At 40.1% G+C, this 22,802-nt stretch carries 18 protein-coding genes and 3 pseudogenes; 8 read left to right on the forward strand and 13 right to left on the reverse strand.

Annotated elements, in window-relative coordinates:
• Positions 1-60: 60 nt before the first annotated feature.
• The 8 genes and pseudogenes from ACVX3R_RS06895 to recJ all read right to left on the reverse strand — a co-directional run bounded on the left by ACVX3R_RS06895 (position 61) and on the right by recJ (position 10,952).
• Positions 61-1,740: an AAA family ATPase gene (locus ACVX3R_RS06895; protein WP_458794673.1), complete on the reverse strand. Its 1,680-nt coding sequence runs from the start codon at positions 1,738-1,740 to the stop codon at positions 61-63.
• The gene (locus tag ACVX3R_RS06900; protein ID WP_458794674.1) at positions 1,737-3,134 is read right to left on the reverse strand and encodes an HNH endonuclease; all 1,398 of its coding nucleotides are present in this window, start codon (positions 3,132-3,134) and stop codon (positions 1,737-1,739) included. The genes ACVX3R_RS06895 and ACVX3R_RS06900 overlap by 4 nt, the downstream gene beginning before the upstream one ends.
• A 94-nt stretch (positions 3,135-3,228) precedes the next feature.
• Positions 3,229-3,303, reverse strand: a pseudogene (locus ACVX3R_RS06905) (metallophosphoesterase family protein); the annotation flags it as partial.
• Positions 3,293-5,140 (reverse strand): excinuclease ABC subunit UvrC, encoded by a 1,848-nt coding sequence (uvrC, locus tag ACVX3R_RS06910; protein ID WP_458794675.1) that lies wholly within the window; start codon positions 5,138-5,140, stop codon positions 3,293-3,295. The pseudogene ACVX3R_RS06905 and the gene uvrC, both read right to left, overlap by 11 nt.
• A gap of 101 nt (positions 5,141-5,241) precedes the next feature.
• Complete coding sequence (locus tag ACVX3R_RS06915) at positions 5,242-5,943, reverse strand: M57 family metalloprotease (protein ID WP_458794676.1); 702 nt, start codon at positions 5,941-5,943, stop codon at positions 5,242-5,244.
• Positions 5,944-6,047: 104 nt separating this feature from the next.
• Positions 6,048-6,827 (reverse strand): alpha/beta hydrolase, encoded by a 780-nt coding sequence (locus ACVX3R_RS06920; RefSeq protein WP_458794677.1) that lies wholly within the window; start codon positions 6,825-6,827, stop codon positions 6,048-6,050.
• Positions 6,828-6,895: 68 nt separating this feature from the next.
• Positions 6,896-8,557, reverse strand: coding sequence for a ribonuclease J (locus ACVX3R_RS06925; RefSeq protein ID WP_458794678.1), 1,662 nt, complete (start codon positions 8,555-8,557; stop codon positions 6,896-6,898).
• A gap of 172 nt (positions 8,558-8,729) precedes the next feature.
• Positions 8,730-10,952: a single-stranded-DNA-specific exonuclease RecJ gene (recJ, locus tag ACVX3R_RS06930; RefSeq protein ID WP_458795683.1), complete on the reverse strand. Its 2,223-nt coding sequence runs from the start codon at positions 10,950-10,952 to the stop codon at positions 8,730-8,732.
• 177 nt (positions 10,953-11,129) lie between these two features.
• Between recJ and ACVX3R_RS06935 the strand changes: the two genes are divergently transcribed.
• The 5 genes from ACVX3R_RS06935 (at position 11,130) to ACVX3R_RS06955 (ending at position 14,965) form a co-directional block, all read left to right on the forward strand.
• Positions 11,130-11,888, forward strand: coding sequence for an amino acid ABC transporter ATP-binding protein (locus ACVX3R_RS06935; RefSeq protein ID WP_458794679.1), 759 nt, complete (start codon positions 11,130-11,132; stop codon positions 11,886-11,888).
• Positions 11,889-11,898: 10 nt separating this feature from the next.
• Positions 11,899-12,693, forward strand: a complete 795-nt coding sequence (locus ACVX3R_RS06940; RefSeq protein ID WP_458794680.1) for a transporter substrate-binding domain-containing protein — start codon at positions 11,899-11,901, stop codon at positions 12,691-12,693.
• Positions 12,694-12,705: 12 nt separating this feature from the next.
• Complete coding sequence (locus ACVX3R_RS06945) at positions 12,706-13,383, forward strand: amino acid ABC transporter permease (protein ID WP_458794681.1); 678 nt, start codon at positions 12,706-12,708, stop codon at positions 13,381-13,383.
• A gap of 9 nt (positions 13,384-13,392) precedes the next feature.
• On the forward strand, positions 13,393-14,052 hold the full coding sequence (locus ACVX3R_RS06950; RefSeq protein WP_042902757.1) for an amino acid ABC transporter permease: 660 nt from the start codon (positions 13,393-13,395) through the stop codon (positions 14,050-14,052).
• Between the two features lie 130 nt (positions 14,053-14,182).
• On the forward strand, positions 14,183-14,965 hold the full coding sequence (locus tag ACVX3R_RS06955) for a DUF4037 domain-containing protein (protein WP_458794682.1): 783 nt from the start codon (positions 14,183-14,185) through the stop codon (positions 14,963-14,965).
• A 286-nt stretch (positions 14,966-15,251) separates the two neighbouring features.
• Here ACVX3R_RS06955 and ACVX3R_RS06960 read toward each other — a convergent pair whose 3' ends face one another.
• From ACVX3R_RS06960 to ACVX3R_RS06970, 3 genes are all read right to left on the reverse strand, one after another.
• Positions 15,252-16,274: a YdcF family protein gene (locus ACVX3R_RS06960; protein WP_458794683.1), complete on the reverse strand. Its 1,023-nt coding sequence runs from the start codon at positions 16,272-16,274 to the stop codon at positions 15,252-15,254.
• A 67-nt stretch (positions 16,275-16,341) separates the two neighbouring features.
• Positions 16,342-16,779, reverse strand: coding sequence for an Rrf2 family transcriptional regulator (locus ACVX3R_RS06965; protein ID WP_001167382.1), 438 nt, complete (start codon positions 16,777-16,779; stop codon positions 16,342-16,344).
• A gap of 72 nt (positions 16,780-16,851) precedes the next feature.
• Positions 16,852-17,694, reverse strand: coding sequence for a metallophosphoesterase family protein (locus ACVX3R_RS06970; protein WP_458794684.1), 843 nt, complete (start codon positions 17,692-17,694; stop codon positions 16,852-16,854).
• 197 nt (positions 17,695-17,891) lie between these two features.
• Between ACVX3R_RS06970 and ACVX3R_RS06975 the strand changes: the two genes are divergently transcribed.
• The 3 genes and pseudogenes from ACVX3R_RS06975 to thrS all read left to right on the forward strand — a co-directional run bounded on the left by ACVX3R_RS06975 (position 17,892) and on the right by thrS (position 21,108).
• Positions 17,892-18,266, forward strand: coding sequence for a hypothetical protein (locus ACVX3R_RS06975; RefSeq protein WP_458794685.1), 375 nt, complete (start codon positions 17,892-17,894; stop codon positions 18,264-18,266).
• Positions 18,267-18,405: 139 nt separating this feature from the next.
• Positions 18,406-19,154, forward strand: a pseudogene (locus tag ACVX3R_RS06980) (AAA family ATPase).
• 10 nt (positions 19,155-19,164) lie between these two features.
• A complete protein-coding gene (gene thrS / locus ACVX3R_RS06985; protein WP_268714118.1) occupies positions 19,165-21,108 on the forward strand; it encodes a threonine--tRNA ligase in 1,944 nt (647 codons plus the stop codon).
• A 153-nt stretch (positions 21,109-21,261) separates the two neighbouring features.
• Here the strand turns inward: thrS and ACVX3R_RS06990 are convergent, their stop codons facing one another.
• Both ACVX3R_RS06990 and ACVX3R_RS06995 read right to left on the reverse strand, forming a co-directional pair.
• Positions 21,262-22,311 carry a DUF389 domain-containing protein gene (locus ACVX3R_RS06990; RefSeq protein ID WP_458794686.1) on the reverse strand — a complete coding sequence of 350 codons (1,050 nt, stop codon included), beginning with the start codon at positions 22,309-22,311 and terminating at the stop codon, positions 21,262-21,264.
• 143 nt (positions 22,312-22,454) lie between these two features.
• A pseudogene (locus ACVX3R_RS06995) lies at positions 22,455-22,733 on the reverse strand (ABC transporter permease); the annotation flags it as partial.
• Positions 22,734-22,802: the final 69 nt, after the last annotated feature.

Genomic DNA, 22,802 nt, shown 5'->3' on the forward strand with positions numbered 1-22,802 from the left:
ACTTTCTATTGTTCATTTTCAAATGATTGTATTGATAATTCATTCTATTTACTTACAAACTCATCTATCCGCATTGGCACTACTTACATTTTCTTCAATCATTGCTCTGACCTGCTTGCGTTGTTCCTCATTTAGATTCAACTTCTGTAGTTGCTTTTCAATACTAAATTCTGAGGTATTGTATTTCTTATCATACATCTCTAATAATTTATTACGAAGAATAGGCTCACTGATTAAATGAATTTCTTTTAATAGTTCTTCTTCATTTCCTTCCTGCTCCTCTTCCCCATTAAGTCTTTCAATCATAGAATTAATCTTCGCTAAGGCAAAATCACCATAAATATTATCAATCAAGTTTTCCTTCATGATTTCTTGTATATTCTTAGCGAAAGTATTTTGCAAAACTTTTCCTTCTGAATATCCCGTTTCTTGATTTTTTTCAATCATAATCACATTTCCTGGTTTAATGTCCGAAAGCATGTAAGGGGAATGAGTTGTGAAGATGAGCTGGAAGTTCATTCCTCCTATTTTGTTGATTTCATTTATATAATTGACCAAAAAGTTTATTAAGCTTCTAGACCATTCGAGGTGCATACCCGATTCTAATTCATCCACTACTAATTGACATGTGCCTTGAGAGGAATTCATTTGTAACCACTTCACATAACTCATCACTTTTAATATATTTGTTTCACCAGTAGACATATTATAATAAAATTCATCTATTGCTCTAAAACCATAGTACTTCAAATCTAATGCATTCTTTTCTAATTTTTCATAGTCTAGATATAGTTTTTCAAATTCGATTCGATTATCAAAATTCTTTTCTCCATATCCAATCTCAACTATTCGGGTTTCCATACTATCACTATATTCTTTAATTTCGTAATTATTAATAATTTGTTCGAAATTATTTAAAAAATCTACTAATAAATTCAGAAATTCTTTCCTTTCTTCTTCTGCTTCTTTTTTTATTTTATCAAATAGGGTCAGATAATCACCATCTATAAAATATCTTCCAATTTCTTCATCGCTTAAGCAATAGTTAAAATCATTACAAATCTTCACAATTATTTTCAAAATGAGACAGGAGAAAAACTTTCTCTGTTCCCAATCATTTAAATATTTATCTGGAATATCATACTTATTAACTCCAAAACTAAATTTATATGATGAAGATACCAATCCTCGGAAATATAATTCTTCATAAGCTTCAAAGATACCATTCAACATATACCATTTAGAAGATTCTGCTAAGTGAACATCTAATAATGATGAACCTCCGTACCTTCCACTTGGACGTCTATCTTCGTTCATGATATAAATTAGATTATCATTCTTTGGAGTACCAGAATATCCACTTATATCAAGTTTATCTGTTGCTAATTCTTTTATAATAATTGAAGATAAATCAAAATTTTTATCGAATAGATAAAATTTCCCATTAGTATCTAAATATATACAAAAAAATTGATTTATATCTTTGTTTTGATTTTCCGCTCGATGATAATAGCCTATCAGACTTAAAATTGTGCTTTTTCCCACACCATTTATCCCAACTATTGGTGAAATATTATAAATAGACTCTCCATAAAAATTTTCGATATAGTCTAAATTTTTATCAATTTTAAGTTCATTCGTTTCAAAGTTAAAATCAACTTTATATTCATCTGAAAAATTAAAAATCTGTTCTTTAAAAAGCTTATCATATTGTTTAATTACCAAAGCAATTAATTTCATCCTTCTTCTCCTACTAGTCCAATTTCTTTGCTAATATCTGTAACCATTTTTGAAAGTGGTCTTTTCCCATAATTTTCTTTGTCTGTATAATAACCAACTATCATTCTATCTATCTCATATTTTGAAAACTTTTTATCGGACGTAGCTAAAATTTCTTCTAACTTAATCTTATAACTATTACTATAAACTTCCTGCTTCCACAATAATTCTTGGACAACATCTGTGTGTAGTTTATATAGACTTCTTGTATCAATCACATATTTGTCCTTCAATAATTTCTGTCTAACACTTAATTTATCCTTGCTTTCTAATTGTTTTAACTCCTCTTCCGATATGTCATCCTTGATTATAATATCAATACTTTCTGAATTATTAATAAAATCTGCAGACTTTATATTCAAAGAAAATTTCAACAATTCATCAATATCAGTTATGCTTTCATCATAGGGAGAGATATAAAATTTACTCGTACTCTTTTTATTATTACAACCATAACAAGAAGGAATCAGATTGTAAAAACATAAAGCGAATAGAGGATATTCATTCTTAGGGAAAAAATGGTCTAACTGGCTTGTATTAGCCTCCTCGGTTACATTTATAAAATTTCTATTACAATATGGACAAACTGTGACACTAGTTATGCGAACTAACTCTTTTTTGTCTATTTTATTATAATAGGATTCCAACTTTTCTTTGTATCGTTCAACAACATAATCCTTCAATACTGTATGAGATTTTTTAGTATGAATTCCATCAAACTTGTAACTTTGCACTAAATCATTAAACGATTTTTTCGAGCTCATCATTTCAACCAAAGTATCCATTTTATCCGGAAATATATCTTCAAAGTCCTTTAAGAATTCAGATTTTAAATTCTTCTTAATCAAGTCGATAAATTCTCTTGTATTCTTTGTTCTATCAACAATAATCCGTATATTATCAGTCAAATTTTTCTTTTTTCGGATTTTATCTAGATTATCATCAGTCTCATATGATAATATTCTTTTCAGATTAATACTAGTACTTACTCCTCTAATATGCCCTATTTTTAACTGCTTAATTTCCTCATCACACTTTTCTATAAAATCGTTTTTTAAATGACTATAAATTTGATTAACCAAATCAGAAAATTTCTCCACATGTATTTTAAAAACCCATTCAACATCAGATGAGCTATCTATTTTTTCCTTTACGTTTAGTAAGGTAGAGTAGTCTGCCATCATAAGTTTTAGAAAGGCTCTATCTTGTTGTGTAAAATAGTCTTCCAATCCATTGTGAGATCCAAAATTCTTAAAAATTAACATATCTAATTCGTCTTTTTCTGGTAATTTCTCATAAATATCATGACAAAATTCATATACTTGTTTAGAATTGCTCTTTTTTATCGGAATCATTTTTCACCTCTAAAGCTTAGTTTAATCATAATTATACCACAAAAGACCGTTTTTACGGCCTTTTGTTTATATATTAACCACCTAAATCTGCCGAAGATTCTGCAATCACTGCTTCTAGTATCGTTGCATTGCCATGAATATCTGATATAATTGCGATTTTATGGTTCATGATGATTTCCTTCCGTTTGGTAATTTACTCTCTCTTCTGCCACTTGAGCCAATTCCACTTCTTCCTGAGGGTTCAACTTTCTCTGCACAGCTTCTGCGACTACCCTCGGCACACCAACTTCGACAATTTCATCCACACTGGCTTCCTTGATTTTAGTGAGAGACTTGAAATGCTTCATGAGATTCTGCTTACGTTTAGGTCCCAATCCTTCAATTCCATCCAGCTGTGAAGAAAAAGAATTTTTGGAGCGCAATTGACGGTGAAAGGTAATGGCAAAGCGGTGTACCTCATCTTGAATGCGTTGGAGGAGGAAAAATTCCTGAGAATTGCGAGACAACTCCACCACTTCCAGTGGATCTCCAAAGAGCAGTTCATGGGTTTGGTGCTTGTCATTCTTTTGCAGGCCTGCAATTGGGATATCCAAACCCAGCTCTTCTTGGATGACTTGCTTTGCGATATTGACTTGACCTTGTCCCCCATCAATGACAATCAAATCTGGCGGGGTTAAACCTTCTCGTTGTACTCGACCATAACGTCTGCGAATGACTTCACGCATACTGGCATAATCGTCTGGACCAACAACCGTTTTTATCTTGTACTTACGGTAATCCTTCTTACTCGGTTTGCCATTGACAAAGACTACCATAGCTGAAACAGGACTGGTTCCCATGATATTGGAGTTATCAAAGGACTCGATACGTACTGGGGTCGGGATTTGGAGCAATCGTCCCAGATTTTCAATAGCCCCTTGGGTCTTTTCGACAGATTTTTCTAGCAGATTGAACTTCTGCTCCAGACTAACACGGGCATTTTTTATGGCTAGATTAACCAGCTGTTTTTTTTCTCCACGTTGGGGTTTGAGAATCTTGGTATCCACCAAGGCCTTAACAGCTTCTTCATCGATATCCTGCGGAATCAGCACCTCATTGGGAACCAGGTGGGATTTTTCTTGATAGAATTGTCCCACATAGGTCAAGAAGTCCTCATCCGGATCATTGTAGTAGGGGAAGAGATTGACGTCGCGCTCGATGAGCTTGCCTTGACGAACAAAGAAAACCTGTACACACATCCAACCCTTGTCCACATAGTAGCCAAAGACATCCCGATTTTGGAGATCCTTTGCCATGACCCTTTGCTTGGTCCGAAGCGTTCCAATGGCCTGAATCAGGTCACGGTATTCCCCCGCACGTTCAAACTCCATACTTTGAGCTGCCTTTGCCATTTTACTCTTGAGATCATCGATGATTTTATCATCCTGCCCTTTTAGGAAATCAGAAACCTCCTGAGCCATGGACTTGAAATAGGCCTCATCTTTTTTACAGATAGTATGGGCCATACACTGGCCGATATGGTAATAAAAACAGACCTTAGACGGTGGATTAGTACACTTGCGAAAAGGAAAAATCCGATCCAGTAGTCGCTTGATTTCATTGGCTGCCCCCACATCTGGATAGGGACCAAAGTAAAGACCGCCGTCCTTCTTGACCTGACGGGTGATAATCAAACGAGGATAGCGCTCATTTGTGATTTTGATGAAAGGATAGGACTTGTCGTCCTTGAGCATGATATTATATTTAGGCTTATTCTCCTTGATCAGGTTGATTTCTAGGAGAAGCGCCTCAATATTAGACTCAGTGACGATAAATTCAAAATCCACAATTTCAGACACCAGAGCCTCTGTCTTGGTATCATGACTTCCACGAAAATAGGACCGCACGCGATTGCGCAGATTTTTAGCCTTTCCTACATAGATAATAGTGCCATTTTTATCCTTGTGAATGTAGCAACCAGGGCTGGTTGGTAAGAGCTCTAGTTTTGATTTGATCAAGTTGTTCATAGTTCCATTATAGCAAAAAGCCTGTGACAGGACGAACAAAAAGCCCCACCGATCACTTGATGGAGGAGCTTTGATTTTATTTTAGATTGTACCAACTTCATCTAGTCGCTACTGGTATAGAGTTCTTGAACAGCTTTCACATCCCGAGGCTGAATTCCATAGTAGGAACCTGCCGGCTGCATGACAGAAGTTTCGTTGGTATGATCCAATCCGATGGCATGCCCCAGCTCGTGCTCCGCCGTGTGCACGATCCGTTCATAAGAATATCCATAGTTTGGATTGGATAGATAATAGTGATTCAGGCGAACCGTTACAGATATAAATTGATTGGTCAACAGATTGGTTTGACTCTCAGATTGGCCAGCCACAGCGGTCGATCCATCATTCATCTCACTTGCCACAATATCTGCCTGGCTAGGATCCGCAACCACCTCAAAGGTAAAGGCTCCCGTTTGATTCCAGTTTTTTATAGCTTCTGCATAGGCACTTTGGAAGGTCTCATCCATTTGAGGCTCAATATAGATGCGAGCCGAGGCCTGAGTCCACTTGCCTTCTGCATGTTGGTGACTGTCTGTCTGAGACAAGACTTCCAGCGTTCCCGTCTCCTTCCATTGATTCCAGCCGCCTTGACCAATCTTACTCATTTTTTCAACTTGATTGACTGCAGAATGAAAATCACCTGTCAGATACCAAACCACTCCAAAGGCAATGAGCAGTAGAATGACCACAGTCCAAACCAGACGCCAGAAGAAACGCCAAATTCCCAAAAGAAATCGGAAGAATAGTCGAATAATCCAGAACATGACGCTCCACCTTTCATAAAAATAAGAACCTATCTTGAAATCACATTTTCCTTGATCAAGATAGATTCTCTATTTTACTGAAGAAAGCTGAAAGAAACCTAAAACTAAGATAAACGTTCTTCCAAGACAAAGTCAATTGGTAGAGTAGCTAAAAAACGTTCCAATTGTTTTTCCCAGTAGTACCACTCGTGCTTACCTGGACTGTGACTATAGGTCACCTCAAAACCAAGTTTTTTAAGGTTTTTCACTGCGAGATTATTGGCAGAGTAGAGATAGTCTTGCTCTCCACACCAAGCCCATAGTTTGGTCTTTTTATCGGATTTTGCAGCCATGCTTTCAAGCGAATGAGGGCTAGATGTCCAGTCTTTGATTTCTCCAAAGACTCCTCGCCAGTAGGCAAGCGACCCCAGATCCTGACTTTCAGGAGAAAATTCTTGAAAACTGAGCGCACCAGAAAAACTAGCCGCATGAGAAAAACGATTTGTCGATAGAGCGAGTTTGAAGGAACCATAGCCACCCATGGAGAGACCTGCTAAAAAGGTCTTTTCTCGCTTGCTGGTCATATTAGGGAAGAAACGTTTCATTACCTGAGGTAACTCTTCTGCTAGAGCAGTATAGTAGTTATAGCCATACTGAGTATCTGTGTACCAGCCATTGCTAGTATTGGGCATGATGACAATGAGATTGGTTCCACGCAACAAGCGCTCGACATTGGTACGTTTGAACCAGCTATTTTGGTTTCCTGACATTCCGTGCAGAAGATAAAGAACAGGAATATCTGCGCAATCTGGTTCAGTCACTCGACTGCCATCTGGATAGAGGACGGTAACACCCCACTCCATATCCAAAACTTCTGAGTAATACTCAATATTCATAACTGCCATGGTTGTCTCCTTTTACTATTCTATAAGAAAAAGCCGAATATCGACTTTTTCCGTAGGTATTCTGCTTATTATTTAGCTTCCATCACGACTGGCAAAATTGCTGGGCGACGTTTGGTTTGATCAAAGAGGTACTTGGTCAAATTGTCACGAACCTTGCCTTTGAGATCTGCCCAGTCAAAGTCATCCCCTTGAAGATACTCTTCTACCGTTTGGTTAATCAATTCTGAACTTTCACGGAGAATGTCGCGACTTTTCTTAAGGTAGATAAATCCACGCGTATGAACACGAGCCTTAGCCACAATCTTCTTCTCCCGACGGTTAACAGTGATAGCCACGATAAAGATTCCATCCTCTGACAAGACCTTACGGTCGCGAAGAACGACATTCCCAACATCACCAATGGCATTCCCATCAATCATGACATCGCCTGCAGAAACTGCTCCAGCTGGGACGAAGTCTCCATGTTCATAGGACATGATCGTTCCCTTTTTAGGGATGAAAATGCGCTCTGGCAACATTCCAACTGCCATGGCAGCCTTGGCATGCGCATCCAACTCACGGTACTCCCCTTGGACAGGGAAAAGATATTTCGGTTGCAAAAGATTGATCATCAACTGCAAATCACGCGCATTTCCGTGTCCTGATACTCGCAAACTCTGGGTAATGAGTTTTACCACACCACCAGCTTGGTAAATCATATTTTCAACGCGAGCCACAACTGCTTCTTTGGCGGTGGATGGAGTTGTTACAATATAAACCAAGTCCCCATCCTTGATTTCTACGTAACGGTGGCGCCCAACGGACATCTTGCGAAGTCCATTGATGGGTTCACCCATACGACCTGTCTCTAGGATAATCAACTCATGGTCTTCGAAACGAGACATTTCTTTTGGTTTAATCAAGAGACTTTCATTAGCTAGAGATAATTTTTTGAGACGAATCGCTGTACGGACGATATTTTCAACATCAAATCCAGTCAAAACGACTCGGCGGCCAGTCTCCGCAGCTGCATCAAAAACCTGCTGGATACGAGAAAGGTTGCTGGCAACTGCTGCAACGATGATACGACCGTCCCAGTCAGCGATGGTTTGGGTAATTTCATCCCCAACTTCACTCTCGCTCGCCACCTGAATATTGCTGTCTGCATTTGCAGAATCACTGAGAAGTGCCAAGACACCGTCACGGCCGATTTCGGCTAAACGCGCAAAATCCGTCGCATAGGATTCACTAGCCGTCTGGTCAAATTTGAAGTCGCCTGTGTAAACAATGTTCCCTTTTGGTGTTTTTAACACAACTCCCAGACTTTCTGGGATAGAGTGAGTCGTACGGAAGAAGGAAACCACCGTTCCCCCAAAGTCAATCTCCGTGTTTTCATCAATCACATGGAAGTCATTGAATTTCTTAACCGTATCATTTCCTTTGACAAAGAGTTTCGCCAACTCAATGGTCAACTCAGAACCAAACACAGGCACCTTAGCCTCTGCCAAGAGATAAGGCAGGGCACCAATAGCATCCGCATGCCCGTGGGTCAAGAAGACCCCTGCGATACGGTCACTATTTTCAAAAAGGTAGTCCATGTTTGGAATGACGACATCAACCCCTAGTTGTTCATTTTCAGGGTATTTAAGCCCTGCATCCAAAACAAAAATCGAATCGCCTATTTCAGCGATGTACATATTTTTCCCATTTTCTCGTACACCACCTAGTGTTGTTAAACTGATATTACTCATTTTTCCTCCGAAACTTAATTATCTTGATTATAGGGTAGGTTTACCCTCTTATTCTAAAAGTTCTAAAACTTTCAGCCGAATCTTTTCCTACCATTATACCATTTTTTTGATGATTTTCAAAATGAAGATTTGTTTTCAAAAAAGAGCTGGTTGCCCAACTCTTTCCCATCTTCTAGTTTTCTTCCATCAAAAAATCATACATTTCTTGCACTGTACCCAGCGCCATCATTTCTTGGTCTTTAACGGTCTGTTTGAGATTTTGGTAAATCTGACTTTCACCAATTTCCCTTTTCGGCGCTTCCTTATTGACTGTCATCACACCATCTTTGATTGTCACAAAGCCCAGTTCTTCAAAGACTTGGATCATCTTGACCAGCAAGATTTGTTGGATATTGAGATAAGCCGCTAAATCTTTCAACTTGTAGCGAATATCAAACTCTGGGAACTGATAAATAGTCTTGTACAATTTTGCAAACTGTTCTCTAGTTCCATAACCTGTCAGATAGTAGGCCTTGTCGATGTCATTTTTGAAATAGACAGCAGAGAAATGCTGTTCTTGAAAAATGGCCTTAAGCAGTGTAATATCCTCAGGAATGGTTTTTACAACAACCGCTTCACTGGTCGCTAGATCTGGCAATTCTCCAGCAAAATCCAAGACTGGAACCCCTTCTGGCAAGGCTACGTTCTTCCCACGAATGTTAAAGAGTTGAACACCTTCCACACGCGCATCTACCATCATCAACTGGAGGGCAGTTTGGCCATTCCATTGATTGACAGACAATGTGACTGCCAATTCTAAGTTTTTTGTTTGAGCAAATTCTGTTGCCCATCTACCTTGACCAAAAGCCACCACTTCAAAAGTCGCCTCACCCTTGGAAATTTTTAGTTTGAGGTGGGCATTGCCTGCTCCCATGGTACGAGCACTTTCGACATGAAAATCCTTGATATAAAAGACAGGTTTCTGATTGTCCATTCCAAAGGGTGCCAAGCGCTCAAAACTCTTGACTGTTTTAAGACTCAAAGTCTCCAAGTCTAGCTCTTCATCTAGGTTTAACTTGTTCTTACCACCCGCATCTGCGCCTTTTTCACGGATATAGTCTTCCAAAACCTGAGATAAATCTGAAAGCTTCTCAACTTCCAGCGTCATTCCTGCTGCACCAGCATGGCCGCCAAAGGCGATAAAGAGGTCTCGATGGGGATCCAGAGCTTCAAAAATATCGACCGCTTCCACACTGCGTGCACTGCCCTTGGCACGACCATCTTCTATATTAAGAACAATGACTGTCTGCCCTAGTTCTTCCAACAAACGACCAGCAACGATACCCAGAACGCCAGGATTCCAGCCTTCCTTGGCCAAAACCTGGACCTTCTTCTCAGGATCCACCATGGTCTTAGCTTCTTCATAGATTGACTGAACGATTTCCTTGCGCTCTTCGTTTTTCTGATGAATCATGAGGGCAATCTCATGAGCTTCCTCGTCGTCAAATCCAGTCAGCAAATCAATGGCCGGATTGGGATCATCCAATCGCCCCAAGGCATTTAAACGAGGGGCAATCTGGAATCCAACCGTTTCTTCTGTCACTTCATTCGCAGCAATCCCAGCCATGTCAAGCATTTCTTGCAGACCGATGCGCTGAGTATGCCCCAGCATTTCCAGACCATATTGAACCATGATACGGTTTTCATCTGTCAAGCTCACCATATCTGCAATAGTACCGATAGCGACCAAATCAAGCAATTCCACTTGCACTTCTTCTAAAAGGGCACAAGCCAGCTTGAAGGCCACTCCACAACCAGCCAAATATTTGAAAGGATAGTCCGCATCTGGATGCTCGGGATGAACAATCGCATAAGCATCTGGCAAGGTTTCAGGCATGGAATGGTGGTCGGTCACAATGACATCTACTCCCATAGACTGGGCAAAATCAATAGCTTCGTGACCAGCAACTCCATTATCCACCGTCACAATCAAGGAAATCCCCTCTTGCTCGATAAAATATTTATAAACACTGGCATTGGGACCATAGCCATCGGTAAAGCGATTGGGTAGGTAAACACGGCACTCTGCACCAAGTTGTTCCAAACTTTCCTTAATAATCGAAGCCGAAGTCATACCATCAGCATCATAGTCACCGTAAACGAGGATATTCTCCCCTTCTTCAATGGCCTGACGAATCCGTTCCACTGCCTTATCCATATCATGGAGCAGATAGGGATCATGTAAGTCCTCTAAAGAAGGTTCTAAAAACTTCTTTAGACTTTCTTCATCCTGAATCCCTCTTTCAAATAATAACCGAGCCACCTCAGGACCCAGTCCAGCCTTCTTGGCTATCTTTGTAAAATCCGCATCTTCAGCCTGCGGGGCAAACTGCCATTCATAAGTAGGAGTTATCAAAAAAACATCCACTCTTTCTAAGAATTCTATCGTTTCATTATAACATGATTTAGGCATTTTCTCTATCCAGATTGCTTTTTTATAAAATTTTAGTGAATTTTTTTCAGATATGATTTGACAAGAACATTCTTTTGTTGTAAAATCGTGTTATAAAATCTAACACAAAGGAGATCTCTCATGGCTTTAGTAGAATTTAAAAACGTCGAAAAATATTACGGAGACTACCACGCACTCCGCGACATCAATCTCCGTTTTGAAAAAGGACAAGTTGTTGTCCTCCTTGGTCCTTCTGGTTCCGGGAAGTCAACTCTTATACGGACTATCAATGGTTTAGAGGCTGTTGACAAGGGAAGTCTTCTAGTAAATGGTCACCAAGTTGCTGGTGCCAGCCAGAAAGATTTGGTACCGCTTCGCAAGGAAGTCGGCATGGTTTTCCAGCATTTCAACCTCTACCCTCACAAAACAGTGTTAGAAAACGTAACACTTGCACCCGTAAAAGTTCTAGGAATTGATAAAAAAGAAGCTGAAAAAACAGCTCAAAAATATCTGGAATTTGTAAATATGTGGGACAAGAAAGATTCTTATCCAGCCATGCTTTCTGGTGGACAAAAACAACGGATTGCCATCGCCCGCGGACTCGCCATGCATCCTGAACTCCTCCTCTTTGATGAGCCTACATCTGCCCTTGACCCTGAAACCATCGGCGATGTTCTAGCAGTTATGCAAAAGTTGGCCCGAGATGGTATGAATATGATCATCGTTACCCACGAAATGGGCTTTGCCCGTGAAGTTGCGGACCGCATTATCTTTATGGCCGACGGAGAGGTTTTAGTAGATACGACTGATGTCGATGACTTTTTTGACAATCCAAGCGAACCTCGTGCCCAACAATTCCTCAGCAAAATTATCAACCACGAAAGTGACAAAGTCAAATAAGGAGGCGCCTATGAAAAAGAAATTCTTTTTATCCGCATTATTGATTAGCCTTTTCAGTCTTGCTGCTGCCAAACCAGTCCAAGCTGATACTAGCGTCGCAGACATTCAAAAAAGAGGCGAACTGGTTGTTGGTGTCAAACAAGACGTTCCCAATTTTGGTTACAAAGATCCCAAGACCGGGACTTATTCTGGTATCGAAACGGACTTGGCCAAGATGATTGCAGACGAACTCAAGGTCAAGATTCGCTACGTTCCAGTTACCGCTCAAACCCGTGGCCCCCTTCTAGACAATGAACAGGTCGATATGGATATCGCAACTTTCACTATCACAGACGAGCGTAAAAAACTATACAACTTCACCAGTCCCTACTATACGGATGCTTCTGGCTTTTTGGTCAACAAATCTGCCAACATCAAAAGCATTGAGGATCTAAACGGTAAAACGATTGGGGTTGCCCAAGGATCCATTACCCAGCGCTTGATTAGTGAACTGGGCAAAAAGAAAGGTCTAACCTTTAAATTCGTCGAACTTGGTTCCTACCCAGAATTGATTACTTCCCTTCACGCTCACCGTATTGATGCTTTTTCCGTTGACCGCTCTATCCTGTCTGGCTACATTAGTAAACGGACAGAACTGCTAGATGATAGTTTCAAGCCATCTGACTACGGTATCGTCACCAAGAAATCAAATACTGAGCTCAGCGACTATCTTGATAACTTGGTCACTAAATGGAGCAAGGACGGTAGTTTGCAGAAGCTTTATGACCATTACAAGCTCAAACCATCTAGCCATACTGCAGATTAAGGAGGACACCCCATGACAGATTTATCATCTTGGATAGCCTATTTTCAGGACTTCGGACAATTTTTCAACGGTTTCCTCTTCACTCTTGCCCTAGCGATTGGTTCCTTTATCCTCGCCATGGTTTTGGGCATCTTCTTTGGAGCCATGTCAACCAGCAAACGCCCATTCTTGCGTATTTTGGCTCGTATCTTTGTTGAATTTTATCAAAACACTCCCCTCTTGGTGCAGTTTGTCATCGTCTTCTATGGTTTGCCTCTTATCAGTGAACACACCATCATGATTCCGATTTATTGGACAGCTGTTCTCTGCGTGGGACTCTATCACGGCGCTTATATCGCTGAGGTTATTCGTTCAGGGATTCAGTCTATTCCTAGTGGTCAGATGGAAGCTGCTCTCTCACAAGGATTTACCTATATCAGCGCCATGCGCTTGATTATCTTGCCTCAGGCTTTCCGCATCATTCTCCCACCTTTGACCAACCAAATCGTTAACCTCATCAAGAATACCTCTACAGTTGCCATCATCTCTGGAGTAGACTTGATGTTTGTGACTAAGTCTTGGTCGGCTCTAAACGGAAACTACATTCCAGCCTTTTTAGGTGCTGCTCTTTTCTACTTTGCCCTATGCTTCCCTGTTGCCCAGTTTGGTCGCAAGATGGAGCAAGCCAACAAAAAAGCCTATTCACTTTAGGAGGTTACTATGGAATCTATTTTAGAAGTTTTGACCCCAGATAACCTAGCCTTTATCTTTAAAGGATTTGGCTTGACCCTCTATATTTCTTTAATTGCTATCGTCCTCTCGACCCTTATCGGAACAGTACTAGCCGTCATGAGAAATGGGAAAAATCCTGTCTTACGGATCATCTCCAGCATTTATATCGAATTTGTACGTAACGTTCCCAACCTCCTCTGGATTTTTACCATCTTTTTGGTGTTTAAGATGAAGTCCACACCAGCAGGTATTACAGCCTTTACCCTTTTTACCTCAGCAGCCTTAGCTGAGATTATCCGAGGTGGCCTCAATGCCGTGGACAAGGGCCAGTACGAAGCAGGAATGTCGCAAGGTTTCACCTCTGCGCAAATCCTCTACTACATCATTCTCCCACAAGCGATTCGTAAAATGCTGCCAGCCATCATTTCTCAGTTTGTAACTGTAATTAAGGATACTAGCCTTCTCTACTCTGTTATCGCTCTACAAGAACTCTTTGGCGCTAGCCAAATTCTCATGGGACGCTATTTCGAACCAGAGCAGGTCTTCAGTCTTTATATCCTGATTGCCTTGATTTACTTTATCTTTAACTTTGCTATTTCTAGCTTGTCTCATAAGCTGGCAAAACGTTGGCAACAAGCCGCAGAATAAAAAAAGAAATGTGAACTCAAAACAAGGGTTCATATTTTTTGCTATAAATGAAAAAGAGTATCTCAATACTATGCAAACGTTTTACTTTTTGGTAAAATGGCTTTAAAACCATAAAGCAAGGAGAAAAATCATGATTCACGAACTTTGCAAAGAATTCTCTCAACTGGAACAAGTAGAAGCTATCGCTCTTGGTGGTTCACGTGCAGGACAAGACTATGATCAAAATTCTGACTATGATGTCTATGTCTATCTTAACTCACCTATTGACGAGAAAACTCGTCAAATCATTCTTAGCAACTATTGCTCCTATATGGAAATTGGAAACCAGTTTTGGGAATTAGAGGATGACTGCGTACTAAACAACGGTATCCAAATCGAGTTGATTTATCGTTCTCTGGAGTCGTTTGAACAAGAATTGAACTCAACCGTTTTTCAACACAAAGCTCAAAATGCTTATACAACTTGCATGTGGCATAATCTACTCCACAGCAAGATTCTATACGATCCGAATGGAAACTATGCTTCGCTCCAAAGAGCCTACCAGATTCCCTATCCACAGGAACTCAAAAAGCATATCATTGAAAGGCAACTCCTTTTGCTAGAACAAGCCATGCCTGCCTTCTCTCACCAAATAGAAAAAGCTATCAAACGCCAAGATTTTCTCAGTATGAATCATCGTACAAGTGAATTTTTTGCTTCCTACTTTGACTTGTTATTTGCGCTCAATGAGCAAACCCATCCTGGTGAAAAACGAATGTTGGAGTACGCAAAGACCAATTGTACCCTCCTCCCTAAACAATTTGAAGAAACTATTCGCAAGTATTTCCAACTACTCTATCAACCACAACAAGGAGAACAAGCGATCGTAACATTGCAAACTATCCTGAAGGAACTAAAAGCCATTTTGCCATAGACCAAAAAGAAAATGTGAACCTCTGTTGTTGTTCACATTTTTATTTGTCGTTGACTGTAAAATTCTAGTCTACTCATATTCAGTTGCCTATTTTTGGCTCTCTCTGAAAATCTGCAACTAGGTTAGAAATTGTTCAATTGATTGACGAGCAATCATGAAGCCGTTCCAAAAACCGCACTCACAATCACTTACCCTGCTCTTTCATTACTAGTGACACTTTTTCCCTTAGGGTTACTACAAGATTTTTTAGAGATTCTAACAAGAATTACAATATGAATTTTACATATTACCATAGAATACCTCTATAAGAGAAAATCAGAGCTAAAATCAACAAAACATAGAAAGCGATAAAAAGCCATCTCATCTTCACACATAGAGCAATATATTCTCTAATAAAGGCCGATGGAATATAGTAGGCAGCTGTACGGCAACCAAGGCCATCTCCCTTCATCCCAATACGGCGAGCATAGGTACTGGTACGAAAAACATGGTAATCATTGGTCACAAAAAGAAAACGTGGACTAGCCACCAGCTTCTCACCCATTTCTTTTGAGAAGAGAAGATTCTCATAGGTCGTCGTTGAGTCTTCCTCTAGGAGAATCGCTTCTCTCGGAACATCCGTCTCTTCCAACAAATAATTACAAATTGCCTGAGCCTCGGAAATCTTCTCATCCCCTCCTCGACCACCACTAGCGATGATTTTAACATTGGGATTGAGAGACTGGTGATAAGCTTCTACTGCCTTGTCAATGCGACTCTTGAGTAAGGGAGTCACTTTTTCTCCATTCAATAAGCCTGCTCCGTGAATGATAATAAAATTATAATATTTTTTCTTAGGAATAAAAAGATACAGAATAGAATAAAGCAGAAATCCTGCAAAGGCAAAACCAAAAATTAAATACGAATAAATCAAAAAGAAAAAGATAATATTCACTAGATGATTGGTATAAAACAAGCCCTTGGTATCGCTCACTCGAACCGCCATGATCACAAAAAAGAATAGAATCACACAACCTAATCCTAGAGACAAATAATTTGCCTTGGATTTTCCTTCTTTTTTCAATAACACAAATCCATTATAAATAAGGAAAAAACCACTTAGAAAAACTAAAAGAGGCAGCAGGAGAAAAATCCCTGCAAAGAAAACCATGTGCACTTCTTTCTGTCCAGCTTCGTAAAAAAGATTGGCAATGGACATATAAGAAAAGAGCAGAGACAAAAGTAAGAGAGCTGGATTCCAGAGACTGCGATTGTCCCTTAAAAACGAAACGAGAAAAAGTAGGACAAAAAATCCTGTGATAAAGTACATAGTCTCCTCCTTTGATGACTACATTGTACCATAATTGGGGCAATAGAAAAAGAGGAGCCTAGCCCTCTTATTTTACAATTCTTGCTTCTGCATCTGCCACAACCTGAGCCAGACTCATCTGACGAAGTTGATTTTCCATAGCTACTTGGATATCCAGCAATTTCTGATCCAAGACCTTATGAATATTAGCCCCTACTGGACAGTTAGGATTGGGATTGTCATGGAAACTAAAGAGCTTACCAGATTTTCCTAAACATTCGACTGCCTGATAAACATCAAAAAGGCTAATATCTTGGAGGTCTTTGATAATTTCGGTGCCACCCGTCCCACGAGCAACTGAAATCAATCCTGCTTTTTTGAGTTGCGACAAAGTCTTACGGATAATGACTGGATTAACTCCAACGCTAGCTGCGAGAAAATCACTGGTCACCTTGCTTTCCCGGCCCTTGATAGCAATGATAATTAGCATATGGGTCGCAATGGTAAATCGACTTGAAATTTGCATTTTGTTCCCCTTTCACCTGAGATTCTCATCATCTCTCTTCTCATACTCATTATACCCCTTTTTGATGTCATGTCAATCATTACTACTGTCTAACCATGCATCCAACTCAATATCATGCCCCTGTTCTTGGGCAATCTCATACAGAAGTTCCTGGTTATGAGTGTGGTGAATCCCATTTACCAAACTTTCATAATAGACCTGGAAATAGGGGAGCTTTAAATCTTTGGCCAACTGCAATTCGGCTTCTACATCATAATCCACTCGACGAAAATCAACATCAGACAAACCTGCTTCATCAAACTCTAAAATCATATACTGGGCCCGTAGGTCCTTACGTAATCCCGCATCTAAAAAGAAGGGTTGTCCAATGGACCCTGGATTAAGAATCAACTGTCCATCACTTCCATAACGAAGCAACTGTTGGTGGATATGACCATATACTGCGATGGAGGCATGCGGTTCCGTCACTAATCTATCAAAATCTTCTTGTTTTCCCGTATGAATCAACTCCCTACCCCAGTTTTTATCAGGGAGATGGTGAGTGATTCCCACCATCAAATCACCAAACTGACGATGAACTTGCATGGGGTGATTGTGGAGGTCTTCGATTTCTTCAGGGCTGATTTCTTCTAATATATACTGGCATTGACGTAGGAGGTAGCGATGACTAGCTTTTGTCAAATCTAGCTTACGATGCAAACCTCGCCAGAGACTATTCTCCCAATTACCAAGAACTCTCACAGTAATAGGCAAAGCCGCTAAAAGATTCAATATCCTTCTACGTCCCGTTCCAGGCATAAGAATATCCCCCAAAAGCCAGTACTCATCTACCTTTGCCTTTTTAGCATCAGCCAGTACAGCTTCCAGGGCTGTCGTATTCCCATGTATGTCTGAAAGAACTGCTATTTTCGTCATCCTTTCTCCTCATTTCCTCTTACTTCTTTTGTTAGTATTATAGCAGAAAACACTCAAAAAGAGCACTATCACTACTCACTGGATTAACTTGTAAAGGCTTCCAAGACGTGCTATAATATAAGTAGAGAGTTCCCCTTCATTTAGGATTATGTGGTCTTCAACATCTCTCAATTTTTGTAGATTGGAGGACTATTGCCATGCGGAAATATCTTAAGTATATTCCATACTACCTTGTTCTATTCTTCTTTTACTGGCCCCTCTATGAGTTGCTTTTACTGCTGATATCTGATTCTTATACGCTGAAGGGACTTTACATTTATAACATTCTCCTCTTTTCTCCCCTAGTAACCTTTATCGTATCGCTGCTTTATAGCTATCGATTTCGTTTCTCACTTTGGTGGCTACTTGGTATTGGTCTGGTCTTTTGCTTTACCATCATCACTTTTAATGAATTCATTCTCGTTTATTTCCTAGCTTATGAACTCTTTGCTCTACTTGGCATGGCTTCAGGTTCGGGTATTAAATACATGCTACAGCGAGGAAAAAACAAAAAACTTTCGCAAAATCCTTGAAAATTCTCGCAATCATGCTATAATAATGCATAGAGACAAGTCACTTAGTCCCTTTCTGCTAGAGAGTGCGTGGTTGCTGGAAACGCATAGAAAGCCTAAACTGATACTACTCTACTGACTTTTATGCAAACATAAAACGGTGGCTACGTTAAAGCCAATCTGAGGTGTCCCTCTTTTTTGAGGAACATAAATGAAGGTGGAACCACGTTGCGACGTCCTTTCGAGGATGTCGCTTTTTGTTTTGTCAGAAGGAGGAAGAACGATGCTTTATATGATTGTCGGATCGCCTTGCAGTGGAAAGTCAACAATTGCCTCACTTCTTGCTAGACAGTATCAACTACTTCATATCAAACTGGATGATTTGATAGACGAGATGATGAGTCAAGCAAGTGCAGACTCACAGCCGATTTGCCTTCTTAGGCAGGATAGAAATCCGGAACAAATCTGGATGAGAAATCCAGAAGAGATGGCAAATGAAGAATGGCGCTTTTATCAAGTAAGATTTTTCCTTATGTAAAATCTTACTTGATAAAAAATCAAAACAGACCTCTCTTGGTGGAGGGAGCTGGACTTTTGCCTCACTTGGTAAAGGAGCTTGAATGTCCAACGTCTTCCTATCTATGCTTAACTTCAACAGCCGATTTTCAAAAAAAGCATTATAGACAGAGAGAATGGGTTCCTTATGCCTTAGAGGGTACAACCAACCCTGAGCAAGCTTTTGAAAACTGGATGCAACGAGATATTCTTTTTGCTCAAATGGTTCGTAAGGAAGCGATGAAATTAGGCTATCCTAGTCTCGTAACAGATGGTAGTCAACCAAAAAATCAGACTGCAGAAGAAGTTGCTCGGCTCTTAAAATTGTCCAACAAAAATAGAATAAATATTTAAGGAGAAAACCATGATTAAGATTACTTTCCCAGATGGCGCTGTTCGTGAATTCGAATCTGGCGTGACAACTTTTGAAATTGCGCAAAGCATCAGCAATTCCCTAGCTAAAAAAGCCTTGGCTGGTAAATTCAACGGCAAACTCATCGACACGACTCGTGCTATCACTGAAGATGGTAGCATCGAAATCGTGACACCTGATCACGAAGATGCCCTTCCAATCTTGCGCCACTCAGCTGCTCACTTGTTTGCCCAAGCAGCTCGTCGCCTCTTCCCAGACATTCATTTGGGTGTCGGTCCAGCTATCGAAGACGGTTTCTACTACGATACGGACAATCAAGCTGGTCAAATCTCTAATGAGGACCTGCCTCGTATCGAAGAAGAAATGAAGAAAATCGTTAAAGAAAACTTCCCATCAATCCGTGAAGAAGTTACCAAAGACGAGGCCCGTGAAATCTTCAAGAACGACCCTTACAAATTGGAATTGATTGAAGAACACTCAGAAGACGAAGGCGGTTTGACTATCTACCGTCAGGGCGAATACGTAGACCTCTGCCGTGGTCCTCACGTCCCATCAACAGGTCGTATCCAAATCTTCCACCTGCTCAACGTAGCTGGTGCCTACTGGCGTGGAAATAGCGACAACGCGATGATGCAACGAATCTACGGTACAGCTTGGTTTGACAAGAAAGACTTGAAGAACTACCTTCAAATGCGTGAAGAAGCCAAGGAACGTGACCACCGTAAACTCGGTAAAGAGCTTGATCTCTTCATGATTTCACAAGAAGTCGGACAAGGTTTACCATTTTGGTTACCAAACGGAGCCACTATCCGTCGTGAATTGGAGCGCTACATTGTTGACAAGGAAATCGCTGCAGGCTACCAACATGTTTACACTCCACCAATTGCCTCAGTGGAACTCTATAAAACTTCTGGTCACTGGGATCACTACCGTGAAGATATGTTCCCAACTATGGACATGGGAGACGGTGAAGAGTTTGTCCTCCGCCCTATGAACTGTCCTCACCATATCGAAGTTTATAAACACCATGTACACTCATACCGTGAATTACCAATCCGTATCGCTGAGATTGGCATGATGCACCGATATGAAAAATCTGGCGCCCTTACAGGCCTTCAACGTGTACGTGAAATGTCCCTAAATGATGGTCATACTTTTGTAGCTCCAGAACAAATTGAGGAAGAATTCAAGAAAATTCTTCAATTGATTATCGACGTGTATGAAGACTTTAATTTGACAGATTACCGTTTCCGCTTGTCTTATCGTGACCCAGAAGATAAACACAAATACTTTGACAACGATGAGATGTGGGAAAATGCACAACGCATGTTGAAAGCAGCTATGGATGATATGGAACTGGACTACTTTGAAGCTGAAGGTGAAGCAGCCTTCTACGGACCAAAATTGGATATCCAGGTTAAAACTGCCCTCGGTAAAGAAGAAACCCTTTCTACTATCCAGCTTGACTTCTTGCTTCCAGAACGCTTCGACCTCAAATATGTTGGAGCAGATGGTGAGGAACACCGTCCAGTTATGATCCACCGTGGGGTTATCTCAACCATGGAACGCTTCACAGCTATCTTAATTGAGAACTACAAGGGTGCCTTCCCAACATGGCTTGCACCACATCAAGTGACCCTTATCCCAGTATCTAACGAAAAACATGTGGACTACGCTTGGGAAGTAGCCAAGAAACTCCGTGACCGTGGTGTCCGTGCAGATGTAGATGAGCGCAATGAAAAAATGCAGTTCAAGATCCGTGCTTCACAAACAAGCAAGATTCCTTACCAATTGATCGTTGGGGACAAGGAAATGGAAGACGGAACAGTCAACGTTCGTCGCTATGGCCAAAAAGAAACACAAACTGTCTCAGTTGATGACTTTGTTCAAGCTATCCTAGCTGATATCGCCAACAAATCACGCGTTGAGAAATAAAACAATCACAGTCTGAGAAATATTTTTCAGAGCCAGAAAAAGCAACAACTATTTCAGCTGTTGCTTTTTATATTTTATTTAATCTGAGCTAGTAGTGATTGGCCAAACCACCACACAAGATTTGCTTTCATGAGTTAGATAAGGTCAATATCCTCAATCCTTATCTGCTTCATTTTCTTTTACGAGCTCTTTTTGTGAATCCTTTTCAGAGAGTTTTTGATCAATATACTTGTTAATGGTTTCATAAAATTCCTTGGTCGTATCACTGTCTAATTTTGTCGAATTATGAACTTGATTGACTTTCAATTGAACAGATTGAATACCGTAAGAGGCTTGTTTTTGATGGAGCGCTTCTAATTCTTCGTCTGAAATCGGATCTCCAACAACCGTCAAGACCAATTCATTGTTCCTTGACTTGTAGACTTGATTAATGACCGTGTGATTGGCGAACTCTTTTCCTACAAACTGTTTGATTCCTTCTTTTCGCGCTTGATCTATCGTCAGAGTGACTGCTGAATAACTGGCTGGAAGAACCAATAATACAATCAAGGATGTCAAGCCAATTTTCATTTTAATGTTTAGCTCTTTAAATGAACTTAAGGGAGATTCTCTCATCAAAATTCTTGTTCCAACAATGTTGGCTAGCATGATAAAGACACAGTTGATCAAGAAAAGATAGAGAGCCCCAAATAAAAATCGTACATTTCCATTAGCTAAACCATATCCTGCAGTACAGATAGGTGGCATCAGAGCTGTTGCAATGGCTACTCCTGGCACGATATTGTTTGCTTCTTTTTTCCTTGATCCAATTACACCTGCTATCCCACCAGCAATAGCAATGAGAACATCCCAAATGGTTGGAGAGGTTCGTGCAATCAGTTCGCTACTTTCATAAGATAAGGGAGAAATCCAGAAATACAGAGCCGAGACAAGCAAGCTAACCAATACTTGAGTAAATAAAACCTCTAGAGATTGCTTGATTAAACGCGTATCAAAAATAGCTAAACCAAATCCGAGTCCAACAATCGATGTCATAAGAGGGGAAATCAGCATGGCTCCAATAATGACAGCTGTTGAATTCATATTTAGGCCGATAGAGGCAATAAAAATCGCACACATCAAAATCACTGTATCTCTTAATCGAACATGAAGATCATCATATAATTTCTCACGGTATTCACGTGTTGAATAGTTTCCGGACATTGGTTACTCCTTTTATTTCATATAATCTTGTTTCTGCTTGGATGATGGTAGAGAGACTTCTGTCCAATCTTACATATTTTTAATTCTCACCTGTTATTCTTTTGAAAATTATCCTTTAAATATCCGTCAGTCCATCCTTAGCATTATATCAAAAATTTTACATTCTTTATCTGAAGAAATCTATCAATTGAACAGATAGAGAAAGTTATCGTCAACCTCATGGTATCATCGACTACTTCAATGACCTTGAGAACTAAACTAAGCATATGATAAGCAAAGGCCAATGGAGAAATGCAAAAATTACAGGAAGGAAGAAAACTGTCAAGATTTGCTTGTTAATGGTTTGCTTAATCTGCTTTTGATCTAGACCTACCTGTTCGTTTGTGGTCTTCATATCCCTCAGAGAGTTGTTTATAGTAGATAAAATAATTTACTAGGATACACAGTTAAAGATAGAAAAGCCCAGTTGTCTTATCCTGGGCTCTTATCTA

The organism is Streptococcus sp. 517s, assembly GCF_054445985.1.